At 71.5% G+C, this 19,724-nt stretch carries 19 protein-coding genes and 2 tRNA genes; 12 read left to right on the top strand and 9 right to left on the bottom strand.

All coding sequences use genetic code 11. The features are described 5' to 3' along the window. Window positions 1–55: 55 nt before the first annotated feature. A complete protein-coding gene (locus ACH4D3_RS21310) occupies window positions 56–220 on the top strand; it encodes a hypothetical protein (protein WP_398324125.1) in 165 nt (54 codons plus the stop codon). 73 nt (window positions 221–293) lie between these two features. Beyond that, complete coding sequence (locus tag ACH4D3_RS21305; RefSeq protein WP_398324124.1) at window positions 294–1,388, top strand: PDZ domain-containing protein; 1,095 nt, start codon at window positions 294–296, stop codon at window positions 1,386–1,388. A 54-nt stretch (window positions 1,389–1,442) separates the two neighbouring features. Here the strand turns inward: ACH4D3_RS21305 and ACH4D3_RS21300 are convergent, their stop codons facing one another. Further along, window positions 1,443–1,985, bottom strand: a complete 543-nt coding sequence (locus tag ACH4D3_RS21300) for a PPA1309 family protein (protein ID WP_398324122.1) — start codon at window positions 1,983–1,985, stop codon at window positions 1,443–1,445. A gap of 164 nt (window positions 1,986–2,149) precedes the next feature. On the opposite strand from ACH4D3_RS21300, the gene ACH4D3_RS21295 reads away from it, so the two are divergent. The 3 genes from ACH4D3_RS21295 to ACH4D3_RS21285 all read left to right on the top strand — a co-directional run bounded on the left by ACH4D3_RS21295 (window position 2,150) and on the right by ACH4D3_RS21285 (window position 7,368). After that, window positions 2,150–5,152, top strand: coding sequence for a UPF0182 family protein (locus ACH4D3_RS21295; RefSeq protein WP_398324366.1), 3,003 nt, complete (start codon window positions 2,150–2,152; stop codon window positions 5,150–5,152). A gap of 78 nt (window positions 5,153–5,230) precedes the next feature. Further along, window positions 5,231–5,304: transfer RNA gene (locus ACH4D3_RS21290), tRNA-Met, on the top strand. Between the two features lie 231 nt (window positions 5,305–5,535). Continuing rightward, a complete protein-coding gene (locus ACH4D3_RS21285; RefSeq protein ID WP_398324121.1) occupies window positions 5,536–7,368 on the top strand; it encodes a tetratricopeptide repeat protein in 1,833 nt (610 codons plus the stop codon). A 184-nt stretch (window positions 7,369–7,552) separates the two neighbouring features. On the opposite strand, the gene ACH4D3_RS21280 is transcribed toward ACH4D3_RS21285, so the two are convergent. The 4 genes from ACH4D3_RS21280 to hisN all read right to left on the bottom strand — a co-directional run bounded on the left by ACH4D3_RS21280 (window position 7,553) and on the right by hisN (window position 9,601). Continuing rightward, a tRNA-Met gene (locus ACH4D3_RS21280) sits at window positions 7,553–7,626 on the bottom strand. A gap of 50 nt (window positions 7,627–7,676) precedes the next feature. Then, window positions 7,677–8,093 (bottom strand): Fur family transcriptional regulator, encoded by a 417-nt coding sequence (locus ACH4D3_RS21275; protein ID WP_398324119.1) that lies wholly within the window; start codon window positions 8,091–8,093, stop codon window positions 7,677–7,679. Window positions 8,094–8,260: 167 nt separating this feature from the next. Continuing rightward, the gene (locus tag ACH4D3_RS21270; protein ID WP_398324117.1) at window positions 8,261–8,668 is read right to left on the bottom strand and encodes a cyclic nucleotide-binding/CBS domain-containing protein; all 408 of its coding nucleotides are present in this window, start codon (window positions 8,666–8,668) and stop codon (window positions 8,261–8,263) included. A 132-nt stretch (window positions 8,669–8,800) separates the two neighbouring features. Further along, window positions 8,801–9,601, bottom strand: a complete 801-nt coding sequence (gene hisN, locus ACH4D3_RS21265; RefSeq protein ID WP_398324115.1) for a histidinol-phosphatase — start codon at window positions 9,599–9,601, stop codon at window positions 8,801–8,803. Window positions 9,602–9,793: 192 nt separating this feature from the next. Here hisN and ACH4D3_RS21260 point away from each other — a divergent pair, with 192 nt between their 5' ends. Beyond that, window positions 9,794–10,405 carry a TetR/AcrR family transcriptional regulator gene (locus ACH4D3_RS21260; protein ID WP_398324113.1) on the top strand — a complete coding sequence of 204 codons (612 nt, stop codon included), beginning with the start codon at window positions 9,794–9,796 and terminating at the stop codon, window positions 10,403–10,405. A gap of 43 nt (window positions 10,406–10,448) precedes the next feature. Here the strand turns inward: ACH4D3_RS21260 and ACH4D3_RS21255 are convergent, their stop codons facing one another. The 4 genes from ACH4D3_RS21255 to ACH4D3_RS21240 form a co-directional block, all read right to left on the bottom strand. Beyond that, window positions 10,449–10,772, bottom strand: coding sequence for a multidrug efflux SMR transporter (locus tag ACH4D3_RS21255; RefSeq protein WP_003973762.1), 324 nt, complete (start codon window positions 10,770–10,772; stop codon window positions 10,449–10,451). A gap of 133 nt (window positions 10,773–10,905) precedes the next feature. Beyond that, window positions 10,906–11,919 (bottom strand): ribosome small subunit-dependent GTPase A, encoded by a 1,014-nt coding sequence (gene rsgA, locus ACH4D3_RS21250; protein ID WP_398324111.1) that lies wholly within the window; start codon window positions 11,917–11,919, stop codon window positions 10,906–10,908. A gap of 12 nt (window positions 11,920–11,931) precedes the next feature. Beyond that, window positions 11,932–13,248: a 3-phosphoshikimate 1-carboxyvinyltransferase gene (gene aroA, locus ACH4D3_RS21245; protein ID WP_398324109.1), complete on the bottom strand. Its 1,317-nt coding sequence runs from the start codon at window positions 13,246–13,248 to the stop codon at window positions 11,932–11,934. A gap of 144 nt (window positions 13,249–13,392) precedes the next feature. Then, window positions 13,393–14,115 carry a M50 family metallopeptidase gene (locus ACH4D3_RS21240; RefSeq protein ID WP_398324107.1) on the bottom strand — a complete coding sequence of 241 codons (723 nt, stop codon included), beginning with the start codon at window positions 14,113–14,115 and terminating at the stop codon, window positions 13,393–13,395. Between the two features lie 50 nt (window positions 14,116–14,165). Here ACH4D3_RS21240 and ACH4D3_RS21235 point away from each other — a divergent pair, with 50 nt between their 5' ends. From ACH4D3_RS21235 to ACH4D3_RS21210, 6 genes are all read left to right on the top strand, one after another. Next, window positions 14,166–14,981: an SOS response-associated peptidase gene (locus ACH4D3_RS21235; RefSeq protein ID WP_398324105.1), complete on the top strand. Its 816-nt coding sequence runs from the start codon at window positions 14,166–14,168 to the stop codon at window positions 14,979–14,981. Window positions 14,982–15,015: 34 nt separating this feature from the next. Next, entirely contained in the window at window positions 15,016–15,651 is a 636-nt protein-coding gene (locus ACH4D3_RS21230) for an alpha/beta family hydrolase (RefSeq protein ID WP_398324103.1), read from the top strand. Between the two features lie 257 nt (window positions 15,652–15,908). Beyond that, a complete protein-coding gene (gene sigR / locus ACH4D3_RS21225; protein ID WP_003973756.1) occupies window positions 15,909–16,592 on the top strand; it encodes an RNA polymerase sigma factor SigR in 684 nt (227 codons plus the stop codon). Then, complete coding sequence (rsrA, locus tag ACH4D3_RS21220; RefSeq protein ID WP_398324101.1) at window positions 16,589–16,903, top strand: mycothiol system anti-sigma-R factor; 315 nt, start codon at window positions 16,589–16,591, stop codon at window positions 16,901–16,903. The genes sigR and rsrA overlap by 4 nt, the downstream gene beginning before the upstream one ends. Window positions 16,904–17,045: 142 nt before the next feature. Then, window positions 17,046–18,371: an HD-GYP domain-containing protein gene (locus ACH4D3_RS21215; RefSeq protein WP_398324099.1), complete on the top strand. Its 1,326-nt coding sequence runs from the start codon at window positions 17,046–17,048 to the stop codon at window positions 18,369–18,371. Beyond that, entirely contained in the window at window positions 18,368–19,633 is a 1,266-nt protein-coding gene (locus ACH4D3_RS21210; protein ID WP_398324097.1) for an HD-GYP domain-containing protein, read from the top strand. The genes ACH4D3_RS21215 and ACH4D3_RS21210 overlap by 4 nt, the downstream gene beginning before the upstream one ends. The last annotated feature ends 91 nt before the right edge of the window (window positions 19,634–19,724 follow it).

Here is a 19,724-nt window from a genome sequence, read left to right as displayed (position 1 = left end):
ATGGTTAATCTGCTGATCAGTCAGTCGCGGACGCTCATGGGGTTGGGAGGTCGGCATGGGAGCGCTTGCCTGGTTGCTGATTCCACTGGTGGCCGCTATCGGTGCGGGCCTGTGGGGAAGCTGGGCCAACCGGACCCGCAGGGCACGGAGCGACGGCCCCGAGCTGGACGGGTACGCCCGGTTCCGTGAGGCCATGGAGAAGCCGCGCACGGGTGCCTGACGGCAGCCCGACGGTCGTCCGGCGACGGTCGCCCTGACGGTGTTCCGACAGCCGCGTCCCGTACTGTCGTGCCATGCCACGCCGCACCGCGACGATGCTCGCCTCCACCCTGATGCTGATCGCACTCCTGTGCGCGGGTGTTTTCATCCCCGTGCCGTACTCGGAGATGTCGCCCGGGCCGACGGTGAACACCCTCGGGGACCACGACGGCGAGCCGGTGCTCCAGATCTCCGGTCACAAGACCTACGAGGCGAGCGGCCATCTGAACATGACCACCGTCCGGGTCACCAGCGCCGAGTACCGGATGAACCTGGTGGAGGCCGTCTACGGCTGGCTGGCACACGACAACAGCGTGGTGCCGCACGAGACCCTCTACCCGGACGGCAAGACCGAGGAAGAGGCCACCCAGGAGAACGCGGAGGAGTTCAGCCAGTCCCAGGAGAGCGCGAAGGTCGCCGCCCTGAAGGCGCTCGACATCCCGGTGAAGTCCTGGGTGGTCGTCTCCGCCGTCGTCAAGAACTCCCCGTCGCAGGACCGGCTGCACGCCGGCGACGTGATCAAGGCCGTGGACGGCACGACCGTCAAGAAGCCCGCGGACGTCGCCGAGCTGGTGACCAAGCACGAACCGGGACAGGACACCGTCTTCACGATCGTGCCCGCCAAGGAGCAGGCCGCCGCGGAGAAGGAGGGCCGGACGGCGACGAAGACCCAGAAGGTCACCATCAAGACCGAGACCTCCCAGGACGCGGGCGCGCAGCGCGCCGTGGTCGGGATCTCCGCCGGAACCGACCACACGTTCCCGTTCGAGATCGACATCAAGCTGGCCGACGTCGGCGGCCCCAGCGCCGGTCTGATGTTCGCCCTCGGCATCTACGACAAGCTCACCCCCGGTGACCTCACCGGCGGCAAGTTCGTCGCCGGCACGGGGACGATCGACGACAACGGCAAGGTCGGCCCGATCGGCGGCATCGGCATGAAGACCATCGGCGCGCACGACAAGGGCGCCCAGTACTTCCTGACGCCCGCGGACAACTGCGCGGCGGCCGCCGAGGACACCCCCGACGGACTCACCCTCGTGAAGGTCGACACCATCGACGACGCCCTCGGCGCGCTCACGGACATCCGTTCCGGAAAGACCGCCGACCTGCCGAAGTGCACGCAGGGGTAGCGGGGTAGTAGCCGGGTGGCCCCACCCCAGCACCGCCGTCCTGCTCCTGCGGGACTACTCCTCGAAGGTCGCCGTCAGCGCCGCGGCCAGACCCGGCACCAGATCGGAACCCGTCAGGACCTCCGTGGCCGTGTCCTTCTCCCGCAGCCGCAGGGCCGAGTCACGACTGCCGTCGCGCAGGACCGCCACCGTCATGCGGACCTCCTGACGGTCCGGGTGCTCCGCCACCCACTGCGCGAGCTTCTTCTCGTTGAGGCCCGAAGGCACCTGGGCCTCGGCCGAGGGCGGCAGCATCAGGCGCTCCACGGCGAGCGCGCAGCCGACCACGGCGTCGGGCCAGGCGATGGTGCCCAGGAACTCGTCGAGCGCCTGGTCCGTTGGAATTTCGTCCTGCTCGATCGGGGTGAGGCCGGAGGTCTCCGGCTCCTCCTGCAGACCGAGCCGGTCCGCGAGCGAGGGCTGGTCGGCCCGCAGCCGTGCGGTGTCGACAAGTGCAAAGAGGCGTGCGGGCTGGTCCCAGCCGAGGCCGGAGACGTACTCGTCGATCTCGAGTACGGCCCGGGTGAGGGGGCTCGCTGCCATGGGGGTGTTGGACATGGTCACAATCCTGCCTCGTTCATGGCCGGAATCGGGAACCGAGTAAACGATGAGTAAGTTGCATAAGTGTGGGCCCACGATCACGGGGGCGCACGGGGGGCCCGCGAACCCGAGGGCCTGACGGATCAACAGCGAACTTCGAGGTGCGCACCTTGGCTTTCCAGATGCCGGACCGCGGCGGAGGCCCCCCGTCGGGGCCGCGGATCAGAGTGGGCCGCCCGTCCCGGCGTGTCCGAACCCTGCTGCTGACACTTGGTGTCCTAGCCGTGCTCCTCATGGCGTTCACCATGTTCGCGGGATTCTGGACGGACTGGCTCTGGTACCGGTCGGTCCACTACTCGTCGGTGTTCACGACGACCCTGTGGACCAAGATCGGTCTCTTCTTCGTCTTCGGCCTGCTGATGGCGCTCGCCGTCGGGTTCAACATCTGGTTGGCCCACCGCCTGCGCCCGCCGCTGAGCGCCATGTCGATGGAGCAGCAGAACCTCGACCGGTACCGGATGGGCATCGCCCCGTACAAGAAGTGGCTGCTGCTCGGCATCACCGCCCTGGTCGGCCTGATCGCCGGCGCCTCGGCCTCCGGGCAGTGGCGGACCTGGCTGATGTGGGTCAACGGCGTGCCCTTCGGGCAGAAGGACCCCCAGTTCAAGCTGGACGTCTCCTTCTACGCCTTCGACCTGCCCTGGTACCGGTTCCTGCTCGGCTTCGGCTTCGCAGCCGTGATCATCTCCGTGATCGCCGCCGCGCTGACCCACTACCTGTACGGCGGGCTCCGCGTCACCAGCCCGGGCGCGCGCGCCACGGCCGCGGCCACCGGGCACCTCTCGGTGCTCATCGGCGTCTTCGTCGCCCTCAAGGCGGTCGCCTACTGGCTCGACCGGTACGGCCTCGCGGTGAAGTCCAGCGACTTCAAGGCCACCGACAACTGGACGGGCCTCAGGTACGTCGACGCCAACGCCTACCTGCCCGCCAAGACGATCCTGTTCTGCATCGCGGTCATCTGCGCCCTGCTGTTCTTCGCCACCCTGTGGCGGCGCACCTGGCAGCTGCCGGTGATCGGCTTCGGCCTGATGGTGCTCTCCGCGATCCTCATCGGCGGCCTGTACCCGGCGCTGGTCCAGAAGTTCCAGGTCCAGCCGAACGAGCAGGCCAAGGAAGCGCCGTACGTCGAGAAGAACCTCGCGGCCACGCGCGACGCGTACGGCATCGAAGGCACCCAGGTGTCCGAGTACCCGGGCAAGAGCGAGACCAAGGACAAGACCAAGCTTCGTGACGACGTGGACGCCGCGGCGTCCGTCCGCATCATGGACCCGAACGTCATCTCGCCGACGTTCCAGCAGCTCCAGCAGATGCGTAACTACTACGCGTTCCCGACCAACCTGGACGTCGACCGCTACGCCAAGGACGGCAAGGACCAGGACACGGTCATCGGTCTGCGCGAGCTGAACCTGGCGGGCATCCCGAAGAAGAACTGGATCAACAACCACTTCCGCTACACCCACGGCTACGGCGTGGTCGCGGCGAAGGGCACCCAGGTCGACTCCGAGGGACGCCCGGTCTTCACCGAGTCCAACCTGCCGTCCGAGGGCGACCTCGGAAAGTACGAGCAGCGGATCTACTACGGCGAGAAGACCACCACCTACTCGATCGTCGGCGGTCCCCAGAAGGAGATCGACTACTCCGACGACACCGGCGAGAAGACGTTCAGCTACAAGGGCGACGGCGGCGTCGACCTGTCCAACCCGATCAACCGGGCGGCGTACGCGGCGGCGTTCAGCGAACCGCAGATCCTCTACTCCGGTGCCATCGGCGACGGGTCGCGGATCCTGTACAACCGCACGCCCAAGGAGCGCGTCGAGGCGGTCGCCCCCTGGCTGACCATCGACGGCGACGCCTATCCGGCGGTGGTGGACGGCCGCATCCAGTGGATCGTCGACGCCTACACGACGACGAACGGCTATCCGTACGCCTCGCGCACCACGCTCGGCGACACCACGGCCGACTCGCTGACCGCCAACAACAACTCGCGCGCGGTGGTGGCCCAGCAGAACCAGGTCAACTACATCCGCAACTCCGTGAAGGCGACCGTCGACGCGTACAGCGGTGACGTGAAGCTGTACCAGTGGGACACCCAGGATCCGATCCTGAAGACCTGGATGAAGGCGTTCCCGGACACGGTGAAGGACAAGGGCGAGATCTCCAAGGAGCTGATGGCGCATCTGCGCTATCCGCAGGATCTCTTCAAGGTCCAGCGCGAGCTGCTCACGCGCTACCACGTGAAGGACGCCAACACGTTCCTCAGCGGCAGCGAGGTGTGGCAGGTGCCGGACGACCCGACCAACAAGTCGGGCGACGCCGTACCGCCGTACTACCTGAGCATGAAGATGCCCGACCAGAAGGCGCAGGCCTTCTCGCTGACGACGACCTTCACACCCAACGGGCGTGACAACCTGAGCGCGTTCATGGCGGTCGACGCCGAGGCGGGCACCAGCGACTACGGCAAGATCAGAATTCTGAAACTGCCGACGAGCACGACCGTCGACGGGCCCAAACAGGTACAGAGCCAGTTCAACTCCGAACAGGACATCGCCGAGTCCATCAGGCTGCTGAGAGGCGGCGACTCGGAGGTGGAGTACGGCAACCTGCTGACGGTGCCGCTGGACGGCGGACTGCTGTACGTCGAGCCCGTCTACGTCCGCGGCGGTGACCTCAAGTACCCGTTGCTCCGCAAGGTCCTGGTGAGCTACGGGGGCAACACCGCCTTCGAGAACACGCTCGACGCGGCCCTCAACAAGGTCTTCGGAGCGCAGGCCGCCGAGACCGAGCAGCCACCGGACGAGGGCGACGACACGACCGAGCCGCCACCGACGTCCACCAACCCCACGGTCCGGGAAGCGCTGAGCGACGCGCAGAAGGCCTTCGACGCAGGGCAGAAGGCCCTGGAGCAGAAGGACCTGGCCGCGTACGCCGAGGCGCAGAAGGACCTCGAGGAGGCACTCCAGCGGGCCGAGGACGCACAGGCCAAGGCCGACCAGGGCGCCGGCGGCAAGAACGGCGACGACAAGAACGCCGGCGACAAGAACAGCGGCGACAAGGCCGGGGGCGACAAGGCCGATCCGGACGCGACACCGACCGGTGATGCCGGTGGCGGAGCGGACACCGGCTGACCGTCCGGTCGCGTCGGGCCGGCTGTTCCAGCTGGTCAAAGCCCATCCCGCGCCGTGCTAGGGTTGTGAACACAACGGCGCGGGGTGGAGCAGCTCGGTAGCTCGCTGGGCTCATAACCCAGAGGTCGCAGGTTCAAATCCTGTCCCCGCTACTGATGTCGTGAGCTGTGTGCGAGCGACCACGAAGGCCCGGATTCCCACAAGGAATCCGGGCCTTCGTGATGTGCGAACGCATGTACCGGAGAACGCGACGGCCGCGCCGCCAAGGGGAGTTGGGCCGATCTGTGTTTGACTTGTCTCCCTGTGGGCATGTCGACAAAACGCTGAAGTGACCTCACTGACTGCGGTATACCGGATGTACCGAGGTTGCGGGTGGTGCGACGATGAACGTTATGGGGGACATGGCAAATCTGTTCGGGACAGGGCGTTTTGCGCAGCCGTCCGGTCAGCCGTGCGGCCAGGAGGAGGCCACGGACGAGGCTCAGGAAGCCGCCGACGAGGCCGCCGAGGAAGTGCGCCTGCGACTCGCCGTCGACGGAGGTGACGCCGAGGCCATGAGCGTGCTGGGCGCGATGCTGCTGCGCCGCGGCGACTTCGACGGAGCCGAGTCGCACCTGCGTGCCGCCACCGCGGCCGGCGACCGGGCCGCCGCCAACAACCTGGGCGTCCTGCTGCACCAGCGCGGATACGCCGAGGAGGCGGCCGGCTGGTGGCGCATCGCCGCCGTCGCCGGATCCGCCGCCGCCGCGCACGCGCTCGGCCGGCACTTCCGCGAACGCGGGGACGAGCCCGCCGCCGAGTACTGGCTGTGCCAGTCCGCGGAACAGGGGCACGTGCTGGGCGCCTACGCGCTCGCCGACCTGCTGGAGCACCGCGGCGACGACACCGGGTCCGAGCGGTGGATGCGGGCCGCCGCCGAACGCGGGCACCGGGAAGCGGCGTACCGGCTGGCGCGGACGCTGGACCGGCGGGCCGGGCAGAACGGCGACGACAAGGCCGCCGCCCGCACGGCCGACGAGGCCGAGCAGTGGTACCGGCAGGCCGCCGCGCGCGGTCACCGGCGCGGCGCGCTGCACCTGGGGACGATCCTGGAGAAGCGCGGCGAGCTCAAGGAGGCGGGCCGCTGGTACCTCACGTCCGCCAAGGACGGCGAGGCCCGCGCCGCCTGCGCGCTCGGCTTCCTGCTGCGGGACGCCGGGGACACCGAGAGCGCCGCCGTGTGGTGGCTGCGCGCCGCCCAGGACGGCGACGGCAACGCCGCCAACGCGCTGGGCGCGCTGCACGCCGAGCGCGGCGAGACCCAGACCGCGGAGCGCTGGTACCGGGCCGCGATGGACGCGGGCGACGACAACGGGGCGTACAACCTCGGGCTGCTCTGCGCCGAGCAGGGGCGCACCACACAGGCCGAGCAGTGGTACCGGAGGGCCGCGTACGCCGGGCACCGGGAGGCCTCCAACGCGCTGGCCATCCTGCTGCTGCGCGCCGGGGACGAGAGCGGCGCCGAGCCGTGGTTCTCCAAGGCCGCCGAGGCGGGCAGCGTCGACGCCGCCTTCAACCTCGGGATCCTGCACGCCGGGCGGAGCGAGGAGCGGGCGGCGCTGCGCTGGTACGAGCGGGCCGCCGCCGCCGGGCACACCGAGGCGGCGCTCCAGGTCGGGATGGCGCGGCTGCGCGGCGGGGACGAGCGCGAGGCGGAGCGGTTCCTGCGCTGTGCGGCCGGGGGCGGCAGCGCGGAGGCCGCGTACCGGCTGGCGACGGTGCTGGACGCGCGTCGGCCGCCGGCGCCCGCGCACGAGCTGGGTGAGCCCGCGCAGGACAAGTCCGAGTGCGAGGAGTGGTACGAGCGGGCGGCCTCCCAGGGACACCGGCGCGCGCAGGTGCGGGTCGGGATGCTCGCCGCGGCGCGGGGTGACGTGGTGGAGGCCGCGCGGTGGTACCGCGAGGCGGCCGAGGCCGGGTCCCGCAACGGTGCGTTCAACCTGGGGCTGCTGCTGGCCCGTGAGGGGAGCGAGCCCGAGGCCGTCGTGTGGTGGCGCAGGGCGGCCGACGCCGGGCACGGGCGGGCGGCGCTGCGGCTGGCGCTGGTCTGTGCGCGGCGGGGGGAGCTGGCGGAGGGGCAGCGGTGGGCGGACCTGGCGGTGTCGCTGGGGCCGGCGGAGGTGGGGGAGCGGGCGGCGCGGTTGCGGGACGCGTTGCGGCAGGAGCTGTCGGCGTGACGCTGCGCTGAGCCGGGGGCGCCGTTTGAAGGTGCCCGGCGTTGGAGTGGGGCGGGGGTGCGCACCCCGGCGCGGGCGGGGTGCCGCTGCGCCCACCCGTGCCGCCCCAGCGGCACGACTGCCCGCAGCTGGGGCGGACGTACCTAGGGCCGGAATCCGAAGGATTCCGGCCCTAGGGCTTCAGTAGCGGGGACAGGATTTGAACCTGCGACCTCTGGGTTATGAGCCCAGCGAGCTACCGAGCTGCTCCACCCCGCGTCGATGAAGAGAACACTACGTCAAGATGAAGACGTGAGGCAAATCCCTGCTCAGGCCGCCGCGCAGTTCGGGCAGGTGCCGCGGTACGTCACCTCGACGTCCGACACCGTGAAGCCGAAGCGCTCCGAGTCGGGAAGGTCGGCCAGCGGGTTGCCGGTCGGGTGCACGTCGCGGATCGCGCCGCAGCGCGCGCAGACCAGGTGGTGATGCGGCTGGTGCGCGTTCGGGTCGTAGCGCTTGGCGCGCTTGTCCGTCGCGACCTCCAGCACCTCGCCGAGCGAGACCAGCTCGCCCAGGGTGTTGTAGACCGTCGCCCGGGAGATCTCGGGGAGCCTGTCCACGGCCCGGGAGTGCACCTCGTCGGCCGTCAGGTGGACGTGCTCGCCGTCGAGGACCTCGGCCACGACGCGCCGCTGCGCGGTCATGCGCCAGCCGCGCCCGCGCAGCCGTTCCAAAAGGTCACTCATACACATCAGCCTAACAGCAAGGGGGACCAGGTCCCGAATGGGTGTGACTTTGGAGTCCTGCTCGACTTAGACGCAGTCCATTGTAGGAACCGGGGCGGCATTGGCCAAGAGGCACGGCCCGTGCGGGCCGGCACGCCCCGTGCCGGCCCGCATCCCGCTCGGTCCCGTCAGGCGGTCACCGCCGGGGCGTTGTGCGGGGAGCGCGCCGGAGCCCAGCGGCGGATGATGTCGCGCACCGAGACGATCCCGACGGGCTCGCCGCGGTCCAGGATGATGAGGTGGCGGAAACCGCCGTGCGCCATCGCGCCCGTCGCCTCCTCCACGGTCCAGGTCGGTGCGGCGAAGACGACGTCGGTGGTGGTGTGGCCGTGGGCGCGCTCGGTGTCCGGGTCCTGGCCCCGGCCCACGGAGACCAGGACGTCGCGTTCGGTGAGGATGCCGATGCCGCCGGCGTCGGGGTCGTACACCACGGCCGCGCCGACGCGGCGTGCGGACATCAGGGCGGCGGCCTGGCGGAGCGTGTGGGCGGGACCGATGGTGAGGACGACCGTGCTCATGACTTCGCGGACGAGCATGGGTGGAGCCACCTCCTGCCGGTGATCCATGAGTTGGTTCATGGATTCACAAGTTCACAAGTGAGGGAACTCTCAGAGTGGCAGGTAAAGCACGGGTCAACAAGGGGGCGCGGAGGGCGAGTCGGCGGGCGCTCAGTAGCGCTGGTTGAGATACCCGAGCAGCTCGTCGTGGAGCCGTCCGTTCGACGCCGCCGCGTTGCCGCTGTGCGGGCCGGGGCGGCCGTCGAGGCCGGTGAAGGTGCCACCGGCCTCCGTGACGATGATCGCGTTCGCGGCCATGTCCCAGAGGGAGAGCTCCGGTTCGGCGCAGATGTCCACCGAGCCCTCGGCGACCATCATGTACGGCCAGAAGTCGCCGTACGCGCGCGTGCGCCACACCTCGCGGGTCAGGTCGAGGAAGCCGTCGAGGCGGCCCTGCTCCTCCCAGCCGCTCAGCGAGGAGTACGCGAAGGAGGCGTCGGAGAGCGTGGAGACCTGGGAGACGTGGATCCGGGAGGCGGAGGTCAGGCTGCGGCCGGTGAACGCGCCGTGGTCCTGCACCGCCCACCAGCGGCGGCCGAGCGCGGGCGCCGAGACGAGGCCGACGACGGGCTGGTAGCCGCCCTCCTGGGCCTCCATCAGGGAGATGAGGGTGGCCCAGACGGGGACACCGCGCACGTAGTTCTTGGTGCCGTCGATCGGGTCGATGACCCAGCGCCGCGGGCCGGTGCCCGCCACGCCGAACTCCTCGCCGTGCACCGAGTCGCGGGGGCGGGCGCGGGAGAGGTGGCCACGGATGAGTTCCTCGGCGGCCTTGTCCGCCTCGCTCACCGGGGTCATGTCCGGCTTCGTCTCGACCTTCAGGTCGAGGGCCTTGAAGCGGTCCATCGTCGCGGCGTCGGCGGCGTCGGCGAGTACGTGGGCGAGGCGGAGGTCGTCGAGGTAATCGGGCATGCCGTCACGCTATCTGCCGCGGGCGGGGCGGGGCTACCAGGGGTTTGGCGGGCGTGGCGGGGCGGGCCGGGCGGTGCGGGGGCTCCGCCCCGCGGGTGCGAGGACCCTTGACAGTGCTCCCATACCCGTCAAATCTGGCAGCAAGTCGCTCGGCACATCCGGCAGCGTTCGCTCGGCCCGAGGGAGGCGAGGGTGCCTGCAGCCCGGGAGTCCCTGCTCGACGCCGCGTACACGGCGCTGGCGCGCAGGCCGTGGTCCGCCGTGCGGATGGTCGACGTGGCGGCTGCCGCCGGGGTGTCCCGGCAGACCCTCTACAACGAGTTCGGCAGCAAGGAGGGGCTCGCCCGGGCGCTCGTGAGGCGGGAGGCCGACGGCTATCTCGCCGGAGTGGAGCGCGCGCTCTCCGCGCCCAGCGACCCGCGTGAACGACTCACCGCCACCGCCGAGTGGATGATGTCGGCGGCCCACGACAACGCGCTGGTCCGGGCCATGCTCACGGGGTGCTGGAGCGAGCGGCTGCCCGCACCGGCCCTGACGGCGGTGCCCTCCTCCTCCGCCGTGCCGGCCCAGCGACGGGCCGACGGTCCGCTGCCCTCACCCGGCGACTTCGTGGGCCTCGTCCGCGACCGTGCCGTGGCCGTCCTGGGCGGCGCCGGTCCGCTCCCGCCGCCGGACGCCGCAGAACTGGCCCGCTCCTGCGAACTGACCGTGCGCCTCGCCCTCTCCTGCGTCGCCGCGCCGCCCGCCGAGGGCGGGGTGGCCGACCTCGTACGCACCGTCCTGCCACGCCGCCCGACGGCATAGCGGCCGCCTGCGCCTGCGCCGGTTCCGGTGCCGGGGAGAATCCTTAGTGCGCCGAGCCCGACAGCTGCAGCCCGATCACGCCGATGATGACGAAGCTGATCGAGACGATCTTCAGGGTCGAGACCAGGTCGCCGAGGAAGATCATGCCGTAGATGGCGGTGCCCGCCGCGCCGATGCCGGTCCACACCGCGTACGCGGGGCCGACGTCGAGCTTCTTCAGAGACATCGTCAGCAGGCCGAAACTGCCCAGCGCGAAGGCGCAGAAGGCGATGGTGGGCCAGAGCCGGGTGAAGCCGTGCGACAGCTTCAGACAGACGGCGAAGCCGGTTTCGAGCACTCCGGCCACTATGACCAGCAGCCACGCCATGTCTTGTCCTCCCGTGGTCCCTACCGCGACCGCTGTGTCGGTGCCGGTCGGCGTCAGGCTTTGCTCAGGCTTGGTTCCGGCTTGGTGCGATTATGCACTTACCGGCCGCACGGCACGCCAAACAACGCGATGGTCAGTCGCCTTCCTTGCGTTCCCGCGTCGACAGCAGCCGGCGCAGCGAGTACAGCCGGGCCGGGTCGGCGTGCCCCTCGGCGACCCAGGCGTCCAGCGCGCAGTCGGGCTCGTCGTGGCTGCACGCCCGCGGACAGCCCTCGGTGCCGGGCACCAGGTCGGGGAAGGCGTTGATCACCCGGGACGGGTCGATGTGCGCCAGCCCGAACGACCGTACGCCCGGGGTGTCGACGACCCAGCCGCCCTCCGCGGAGGACAGCGGCAGGGCGAGGGCCGAGGTCGTGGTGTGCCGGCCGCGGCCCGTCACCGCGTTGACATGACCCGTCACCCGGCGGCGGTCCTCGGGCACCAGGGTGTTGACCAGGGTCGTCTTGCCGACGCCGGAGTGGCCGACGAAAGCCGTGATCTTCCCGTCCAGGTGCTCGCGCACCAGGTCGGCGGCGGCCCCGTTCTCCAGCTCCTCCCGGCTGGTGACCACGTACGGGATGTCCAACGCGCCGTACAGCTCAAGGAGTTCGTCCGGCGGTGCCAGGTCCGACTTGGTCATCACCAGCAGCGGGGTGAGGCCGCCGTCGAACGCCGCGACCAGGCAGCGGTCGATGAGGCGGGGGCGCGGCTCGGGGTCGGCGAGGGCGGTGACGATGGCGAGCTGGTCGGCGTTGGCGACGACGACCCGCTCGTAGGGGTCGTCGTCGTCGGCCGTGCGGCGCAGGACCGAGGTGCGCTCCTCGATGCGGACGATGCGCGCGAGCGTGTCCTTCTTGCCGGAGAGGTCGCCGACCAGGGCCACCCGGTCACCGACGTTCGCCGCCTTGCGGCCCAGTTCGCGGGCCTTCATCGCCATGACGACCCGGTCGTCGACCAGGCAGGTCAGCCGGCCGCGGTCCACGGTGAGGACCAGGCCCTCGGCGGCGTCCTCGTGCTTGGGCCGGATGTGGGTGCGCGGTCGGTTGCCCTTGCGGTTGGGGCGGGAGCGGATGTCGTCCTCGTCGGTGTGCTTGCCGTAGCGGCGCATGGCGATCCGTCCCTACGCCCCGAGCATCCCGGTCCACAGGTCGGGGAAGTCGGGCAGGGTCTTGGCGGTCGTCGCCACGTTCTCGATCCGCACGCCCTCGACCGCGAGGCCGAGGACGGCGCCGGCGGTGGCCATGCGGTGGTCCTCGTAGGTGTGGAAGACGCCGCCGTGCAGCCGGCGCGGGCGGATGTGCAGACCGTCGGCGGTCTCGGTGACGTCACCGCCGAGTTCGTTGATCTCCTTGGTGAGCGCGGCCAGCCGGTCCGTCTCGTGCAGCCGCAGGTGGGCCACGCCGCGCAGGGTCGAGGGGGAGTCCGCGAGGGCGGCGACGGCCGCGATGCCCGGGGTCAGCTCGCCGACCTCGCTCAGGTCGACGTCGATGCCGTGGATCGCACCCGATCCGGTGAACACGAGCCCGAAGTCCGTCAGTTCGCAGGAACCGCCCATGTCGGTGAAGATCTCGCGCAGCCGGTCGCCGGGCTGGGTGGTGCGGGACGGCCAGTCGGGGATCACCACCTTGCCGCCGGTCACCAGCGCCGCCGCGAGGAAGGGCTGGGCGTTGGACAGGTCCGGCTCGATGGTCAGGTCCCGGCCGAGCAGCGCGCCCGGCGTGACCCGCCACACGTTCGGCTCGCCGCCGGACTCGGGGGTGTCGACCTGGGCGCCGACCGCGCGCAGCATGTCGACCGTCATACGGATGTGCGGCATGGAGGGCAGCGCGGAACCGGTGTGGCGCACCTCGACGCCCTGGTTGAAGCGCGGCCCGGACAGCAGCAGGGCGCTGACGAACTGGGAGGAGGAGGACGCGTCGATCTCGACCGGGCCGCCCTCCAGGGCCCCGCCGCCCTGCACGGTCAGCGGCAGCGCGCCGCGCCCGTCGTCGTCGACCCGGGCGCCCAGGACACGCAGCGCGTCGATCACGCCGTGCAGCGGACGCTCGTACGACCGTGGGTCGCCGTCGAAGCGGACGGCGCCGTCGGCCAGCGTGGCGACCGGCGGCAGGAAGCGCATGACCGTGCCGGCGTTGCCGACGTCGACCGTGGCCGGGCCGCGCAGACCGGCCGGGATGACCCGCCAGAACTCGCCGGTGCCCTCGGGGCCGACGCCCTCCTCGATCTCGACGCCCATCGTGCGCAGCGCCTCGGCCATCAGCAGGGTGTCGCGGGAGCGCAGCGGGCGGCGCAGCCAGCCGGGCTCGGAGGCGAGGGCGGCCAGCACCAGGGCACGGTTGGTGACCGACTTGGACCCGGGCACGTGGACGGTCGCGTCGACGGCTCCGCTCGCGTGCGGGGCGGGCCAGAGGGCGGTGTGCGTGGGGTTCACGGTCATGGGGCCCACTTTAATGGCTGAGGACGATCGGAGATCTTGATCAAAAGCACCGAAACCTGACCGAAAACGCAACAGTGCACTTGCCGTGCATATATGCGGAGCGTGCGGCGGCCCCCGCGGCCCCCGCGGACCGCGCCCGGCGTCTCACAGCTCCAGCAGCCAGCGCGCCCCGCCGATCAGCGAGCACAGCGACACCGCGTGGAAGAGGAAGAACCACACTCCCGCCGGCGCGTGCGTCAGCCGTGCCAGCTGGTCGGCGTCCGAGTCGCCGGCGCCGCCCCGCGACCGCTTGGCCTGCAGCTCGAAGGCCGGGCGCACCCCGCCGAGCAGCAGGAACCACACCGCCGCGTACGCGAACGCCGCCTGCACCTGGGGCCCGGCCAGCCACGACACCAGGACGAACGTGGCGCCGGTGACCACCACCGTCAGCACCCCGTACGCGTTGCGGACCATCACCAGCAGGGCCACCAGCAGCGCCGTCGCCAGCCACAGCAGCAGCGTGATGCGCCCCGCCGCCAGCAGCGCGGCGCCGCCGAGGCCGAGCAGCGGGGGAGCGGTGTAACCGGCGACCGCGGTGAGGATCATGCCGATGCCGTGCGGCTTGCCCCGGCTCACCGTCAGACCGCTGGTGTCCGAGTGCAGGGTGATCCCGGTCAGGGTACGGCCGGTCAGCAGGGCCACCAGGCCGTGGCCGCCCTCGTGGGCGATGGTGATCGCGTTGCGCGCTATCCGCCACGACCCGCGCGTCGCGACGACGGCGAGCGCGGCCACCAGGGTCGCGACCACCACCCACAGGTCGGGGTCGGGCTGGATGCCGGAGACCTCGTCCCACAGGGAGGTGGGCGAGGCCGTTGCGAGGTGGTCCATGTTCGGGGAGGGCTCCTCGTTGACGCGTGGGGTCTGGCAGTGTGGCACGTATGTGCGGACGGTATGCGGCGAGTCGTCGACCCGAGGATCTCGCGGGAATCTTCGAGATCGAGAAGTGGGAGCCCAAGGAGAGCTTGGAACCCGACTACAACGTGGCGCCCACCAAGGAGGTGTACGCCGTCCTGGACCGTCCCCTGAAAGACGTCGAGGACCCGAAGCCGGTTCGCCAGCTGCGGAAGCTGAAGTGGGGCCTCGTCCCCTCCTGGTCCAAGACGCCCGAGGGCGGCGCCCGGATGATCAACGCCCGCGCGGAGACCGTCCACGAGAAGCCCTCCTACCGCCGCGCCTTCAGCACCCGGCGCTGCATCCTGCCCGCCGACGGCTACTACGAGTGGGTCACCGGCACGCAGGAGCGGGACCTGGAGGTCGAGGGGCGCAAGAAGCGGCCCCGCAAGCAGCCGTACTTCGTGACCCCCGCCGACGGCTCCGTGTTCGCCATGGCGGGGCTGTACGAGTTCTGGCGGGACAGGACGCTCCCCGACGACCACCCGCAGGCCTGGTGGGTGACGTGCTCGGTGATCACCACCGAGGCCGAGACCACGCCGCTCGCGGTCGCCCCGGCCGACGGCCCGCACGCCCTGGCCGACATCCACCCCCGGATGCCCCTGATGCTGACGCCGGACCGCTGGGACGACTGGCTCGACCCGGCGCGCACCGACCCCGACGAGCTGACCTCCCTGCTGGCGCCGCCGCCCGCCGGGCTGATGCGGGCCTTCCCCGTCTCCACGGCCGTGAGCAACGTCCGCAACAACGGACCGGAGTTGCTCAAGGAGCTGGAGGCGCCGGAAGAGGGCACACTCTTCTGACGTGACGGATGCGACAGAGGTTGTGACAGAGGTTGTGACAGAGCCGGTCGAGACGGATGCGGGCCCCGCCCGCATCACCTGGCACCGGGCGAAGCGGCCCCGGCTGGTGCTCGCCCTGGGCCACGGCGCGGGCGGCGGCATCGAGGCGCGCGACCTGAAGGCGCTGGCGGCCGCACTGCCCGGCCACGGGGTGAGCGTCGCCCTCGTCGAGCAGCCCTGGCGGGTGGCGGGCCGGAAGCTGGCGCCCGCGCCGAAGACCCTCGACACCGGATGGCGGGGCGTCTGGCCCGCGCTCGCCGCCCCCGGCCTGCCGGTGGTCTCGGGCGGCCGCAGCGCCGGCGCCCGCGTCGCCTGCCGCACCGCCGGCGAACTGGGCGCCCGTGCCGTCCTCGCCCTCAGCTTCCCCCTGCACCCGCCGGGCAAGCCGGAGAAGTCGCGCGCCGACGAGCTGCTCGGGGCCGGCGTGCCCACCCTCGTGGTCCAGGGCGGCAACGACCCCTTCGGCAGGCCGCAGGAGTTCCCCGAGGCGCCCGGAGCGACCTACGACCTGATCGAGGTGCCGTACGGCGACCACGGCTTCGCCGTGCCCAAACGGGCGGAGATCAGCCAGGAGGAGGCGCTGGAGCTGATCACCGACGGCGTCCTGAGGTGGACCGGCTCACTCGGCTGAACGCCCGGGAATGACCGGCGCGCGGCCACTGTTGTGCGGTGCGTACGTTGCTGAGAATCAGCACCGACGCCGTAGGAGAGGAAGTCCGCCGCATGGGTTCAGCCTTCTGCCCGAGCCGCAGCAGCCGGTCCGACCTGGACTGGACGGTGCTGCACGCGGCGAAGACCGCCCCCATTCGGGCGGCGGGCGGACCGGATCGTCGTCTATCCTCCGATTCGAGTGAGACCGGTCTCGGTTTCACGACGACACTGGAGGAGGTGGGTCCGGTCACTGGGACCGACGCAGGGACCGAACACGGCCAGGCGGAGCAGCCCGAGGGCCGGGGTACGGGCGCGGAGTCGACCGCGGAGCGCAGCGCGCGCTTCGAGCGGGACGCGCTGGAGTTCCTCGACCAGATGTACTCGGCAGCGCTGCGCATGACGCGTAATCCGGCCGACGCCGAGGACCTGGTGCAGGAGACCTACGCCAAGGCGTACGCGTCCTTCCACCAGTTCCGCGAGGGCACCAACCTCAAGGCATGGCTGTACCGCATCCTCACCAACACCTTCATCAACTCGTACCGCAAGAAGCAGCGCGAACCCCAGCGCAGCGCGGCCGAGGAGATCGAGGACTGGCAGCTCGCGCGTGCCGAGTCGCACATGTCGACGGGTCTGCGCTCCGCGGAGTCGCAGGCGCTGGACCACCTGCCCGACTCGGACGTGAAGCAGGCGCTGCAGGCGATCCCCGAGGAATTCCGTATCGCCGTGTATCTGGCGGACGTCGAGGGCTTTGCCTACAAGGAGATCGCGGACATCATGGGAACACCCATCGGTACGGTGATGTCCCGGCTGCACCGTGGACGCCGTCAGCTGCGCGGCATGCTGGAGGACTACGCCCGCGACCGCGGTCTGGTCCCGGCCGGCGCCGGAGAGTCGAACGAAGCGAAAGGCTCGGGGTCATGAGCTGCGGAGAGCCGCACGAGACGGATTGCAGCGAAATCCTCGATCATCTCTACGAGTTTCTCGACAAGGAGATGCCGGACTCGGACTGCGTGAAGTTCGAGCACCACTTCGAGGAGTGCTCGCCCTGCCTGGAGAAGTACGGGCTGGAGCAGGCCGTGAAGAAGCTGGTCAAGCGGTGCTGCGGGCAGGACGACGTGCCCGGTGACCTGCGTTCCAAGGTCATGGGACGGCTGGACCTGATCCGGTCCGGGCAGTCCGTGCCGGAACACGACGTCACCGCCGCACCGTCGTCGGCTCCGCAGGAGCCCTGAGCCGGCCTGCCTGAGTCAGTCTGAGCGTCCCGACTCGGTCAGAAGTCACTCGTACGTGCTAATCCGCGGGTTATCTGCCCGCGGCCTCCCCGCCGCCGTCCTAGGCTCCTGAGCCTGACAGGCGTGGCCAGGGGAGGGGCTGATGGACGCGGTACCGGCGCGGGCACGGGTGTACGTGGCCGTCGTCGCCCTCGCCACCCTGCTCTGCCTGCGACCGCTGCCCGCGGTGCACGCGCCCTGGTGGGCGGTGCTGCTGCTGGCGGGGCTGTACGCGGGGTCCGAACTGGTCGCGCGGTCCCGCTTCGTCGGGACCTGCTACCCCGTGCTGCTCGCCGGCGCCTTCCTGCTGCCGCCACCCGCCGCCGCGCTCGTGGCACTGCCGGGAGCCCTGCTGGCCCCGGTGCCGCGCCGCCCCTTCGGGCTGCGGCGCGTGTGGCGGGCCGCGCAGCTGACCCTCGCCGTGTGGGCCGCGGCCTGTGTCCACTGGCGGCTCGGGGGCCGGGACGCGGTCGTCGAGCCCGCCTTCCCGTACGCCCTGTTGCCGGCCGGGGCCGCCGTACTCGCCTTCTGCCTGGTCCGCACCGTGCTGGACGGCGGGATCCTCACCCTCGCCGACCACGTGCCGCCGGGCCGGGCGTGGCGGGGTCTGCTCTCCCGGTCGCTCGCGCCGATCGCCGTGCACGGGCTCGCCGGGCTGATGATGGCCGTCCTGTGGCGCAGCCCGTACGGTCCGGTGGCCGCGCTGCTCGTGCTGCTGCCGATGTGCGTGGCCTGGTGGGCCTTCGCCCAGTACCACCGCGAGCGGGCCGCGCACCAGGCGACCATCCGTGCCCTGGTGCAGGCCGTCGACATCAAGGACGGCTACACGCGCGGCCACAGCGAACGCGTCGGCCAGGCCTCCATGATGATCGCCCGCGAGCTGGGCATGGACGACGAGCGCGTCGAGACCCTCCGCTTCGCCGGGATCCTGCACGACGTGGGCAAGCTGGGCGTGCCCACCCGGCTGCTACGCAAGGACGGTCCGCTGACGCCGGAGGAGCGGCGGGTGATCGAACTGCACCCCGAGTACGGGCACGAGATGGTGCGCGGCATCCGCTTCCTTGGGGAGGCCCGCGCCGCGGTCCTCCACCACCACGAACGGCTGGACGGCAGCGGCTATCCCTATGGGCTGGCCGGCGACCGGATCCCCGAGTCGGCCCGGGTGGTGGCCGTCGCCGACGCCTTCGACGCGATGACGTCCACGCGCTCCTACAGCAGGGCCCGGCCCGTCGCGACGGCGCTGGCGGAGCTCCAGCGGTGTGCCGGTGGACAGTTCGACCCGCGGATGGTGCGGGCACTCGTCCTGGCCCTCGGCCGCCACGGCTGGCGCCCGTCCGTGACGGCGGACGGCCCGCTCGCCGCCCCCGCCGGACCGGCACCGGGCCGGGGCGAGGGCGTGCGGGACAGCGTCGGCAGGGGAGCGCCATGACACCCTCGCAGCCGTCGGCCCAGTCCCCGCCGCCGGCGGCCGTTCTCCTCGTACCCGGCTGCGCCGGGCTCCTCGCGCTCGGATGTCTGGCCTCCGTGCTGGGCTCGGGGCCCGCCCAGCGGCCCGTCGCGCTGGCCTTCGGGGGGCTGGTCGTCCTCGGTGAGCTGACCCGGCGGACCGGTGCCGAGGCCCGGGAGGCCGCTCCGCTCGGCGCCGCGGGCGCGCTGGCGTACGCGCTGCTCGGAGACGTCGCCGGGCAGCCCGCGCGGCACGGTGTGGCCCAGACCGTCACCGTCGTGCTCGCCGCCTCGCTGCTCGGCAGCGTGCCCTACGTCGCGCGCGGCAGCGGGCCCGTCCTCGACCACCTGGCGCGGCGCGTGCTCACTGTCGGTTTCGCCGCCGTGTGCTTCCGCCCGCTGTCCAACCAGGGTGTCTTCGACGACTGGAGCGGCCCCGCCTACGCGCTGCTGCTGCTCGGGCTGCTCGCCCTGACCACGCTGTGCGACGCGGTGCTCGCCGCGGCGCCCGCGCACGCGCGTACCGGCTGGCCCTTCGGGCCGCTGCTGCGCGAAGAGCTGCGCGGCATGGTCGGGATCACCTCCGCGGTGTGCGCGACCGGGGCGGTGATGGCGCTCGCGGTCGGCGTCGCCGGACTGTGGGCGCTGCCCGTCTTCTCCGTCCCGCTGCTGCTCGCCCAGCTGTCCTACCGTCGGTACGCGGCCGTCCGGGCCACCTACCGGCAGACCATCGCCTCCCTGGCCCGCGCCACCGAGATCGCCGGATACACCCCGGCCGGGCACGCGCGCCGGGTCGCCGGGCTCGGGGTGGCCGTCGGCCGGGACCTGGGGCTGTCGGGGACCGAGCTGACCGTGCTGGAGTACGCGGCCCTCATGCACGACATCGGCCAGCTGAGCCTGGTCGACCCCATCCCCTCGGGTGCCACCGCCGGCCTGCCCGTCACCGAGCAGCGGCGGATCGCGCTGCTCGGCGGGGCCGTCGTCCGCCAGACCGGCGTCGACGCGGCGGTCGCGGTGGTGGTGGAGCGGCAGGCCGACCCCTGCCGGGAGCAGCCGGTCGCCGCGCGGATCGTACGCGTCGTGAACGCCTACGAGGAGAAGGCGCGGGACGCGGGTCCCGGAGGCGTCCTGACGGCGCTGGAGGAGCTGCGTCTGGCCACCGCGGGCGACTACGCTCCCGAGGTGGTGGAAGCGCTGGCCCGGGTCCTTTCCCGAGGCAGCCTTACCGAGCCCGCGGCTGGGTAACCCATGGGTAATGAGCGCCTCTACAGCCGTACGTGGTTTGATGCCCGGGAGAGGGTGTCCGGGGGCGCGAAAAGGCACAGCCAGCCCACAG

The sequence above is a fragment of the Streptomyces sp. NPDC018026 genome, from assembly GCF_044327745.1.
Lineage (GTDB): Bacteria > Actinomycetota > Actinomycetes > Streptomycetales > Streptomycetaceae > Streptomyces > Streptomyces rubrogriseus.
The sequence above is the reverse complement of the archived record's forward strand: the minus strand, read 5'-3'. Positions and strand labels throughout refer to the sequence as shown.

Excerpts from the sequence above, each read along its gene's own strand:
- ACH4D3_RS21310 (WP_398324125.1), top strand. The coding sequence starts at position 56 with ATGGGAGCGCTTGCCTGGTTGCTGATTCCACTGGTGGCCGCTATCGGT.
- ACH4D3_RS21305 (WP_398324124.1), top strand. The coding sequence starts at position 294 with ATGCCACGCCGCACCGCGACGATGCTCGCCTCCACCCTGATGCTGATC.
- ACH4D3_RS21300 (WP_398324122.1), bottom strand. The coding sequence starts at position 1,985 with ATGTCCAACACCCCCATGGCAGCGAGCCCCCTCACCCGGGCCGTACTC.
- ACH4D3_RS21295 (WP_398324366.1), top strand. The coding sequence starts at position 2,150 with ATGCCGGACCGCGGCGGAGGCCCCCCGTCGGGGCCGCGGATCAGAGTG.
- ACH4D3_RS21285 (WP_398324121.1), top strand. The coding sequence starts at position 5,536 with ATGAACGTTATGGGGGACATGGCAAATCTGTTCGGGACAGGGCGTTTT.
- ACH4D3_RS21275 (WP_398324119.1), bottom strand. The coding sequence starts at position 8,093 with ATGAGTGACCTTTTGGAACGGCTGCGCGGGCGCGGCTGGCGCATGACC.
- ACH4D3_RS21270 (WP_398324117.1), bottom strand. The coding sequence starts at position 8,668 with ATGCTCGTCCGCGAAGTCATGAGCACGGTCGTCCTCACCATCGGTCCC.
- hisN (WP_398324115.1), bottom strand. The coding sequence starts at position 9,601 with ATGCCCGATTACCTCGACGACCTCCGCCTCGCCCACGTACTCGCCGAC.
- ACH4D3_RS21255 (WP_003973762.1), bottom strand. The coding sequence starts at position 10,772 with ATGGCGTGGCTGCTGGTCATAGTGGCCGGAGTGCTCGAAACCGGCTTC.
- rsgA (WP_398324111.1), bottom strand. The coding sequence starts at position 11,919 with ATGCGCCGCTACGGCAAGCACACCGACGAGGACGACATCCGCTCCCGC.
- aroA (WP_398324109.1), bottom strand. The coding sequence starts at position 13,248 with ATGACCGTGAACCCCACGCACACCGCCCTCTGGCCCGCCCCGCACGCG.
- ACH4D3_RS21240 (WP_398324107.1), bottom strand. The coding sequence starts at position 14,115 with ATGGACCACCTCGCAACGGCCTCGCCCACCTCCCTGTGGGACGAGGTC.
- ACH4D3_RS21235 (WP_398324105.1), top strand. The coding sequence starts at position 14,166 with ATGTGCGGACGGTATGCGGCGAGTCGTCGACCCGAGGATCTCGCGGGA.
- rsrA (WP_398324101.1), top strand. The coding sequence starts at position 16,589 with ATGAGCTGCGGAGAGCCGCACGAGACGGATTGCAGCGAAATCCTCGAT.
- ACH4D3_RS21215 (WP_398324099.1), top strand. The coding sequence starts at position 17,046 with ATGGACGCGGTACCGGCGCGGGCACGGGTGTACGTGGCCGTCGTCGCC.
- ACH4D3_RS21210 (WP_398324097.1), top strand. The coding sequence starts at position 18,368 with ATGACACCCTCGCAGCCGTCGGCCCAGTCCCCGCCGCCGGCGGCCGTT.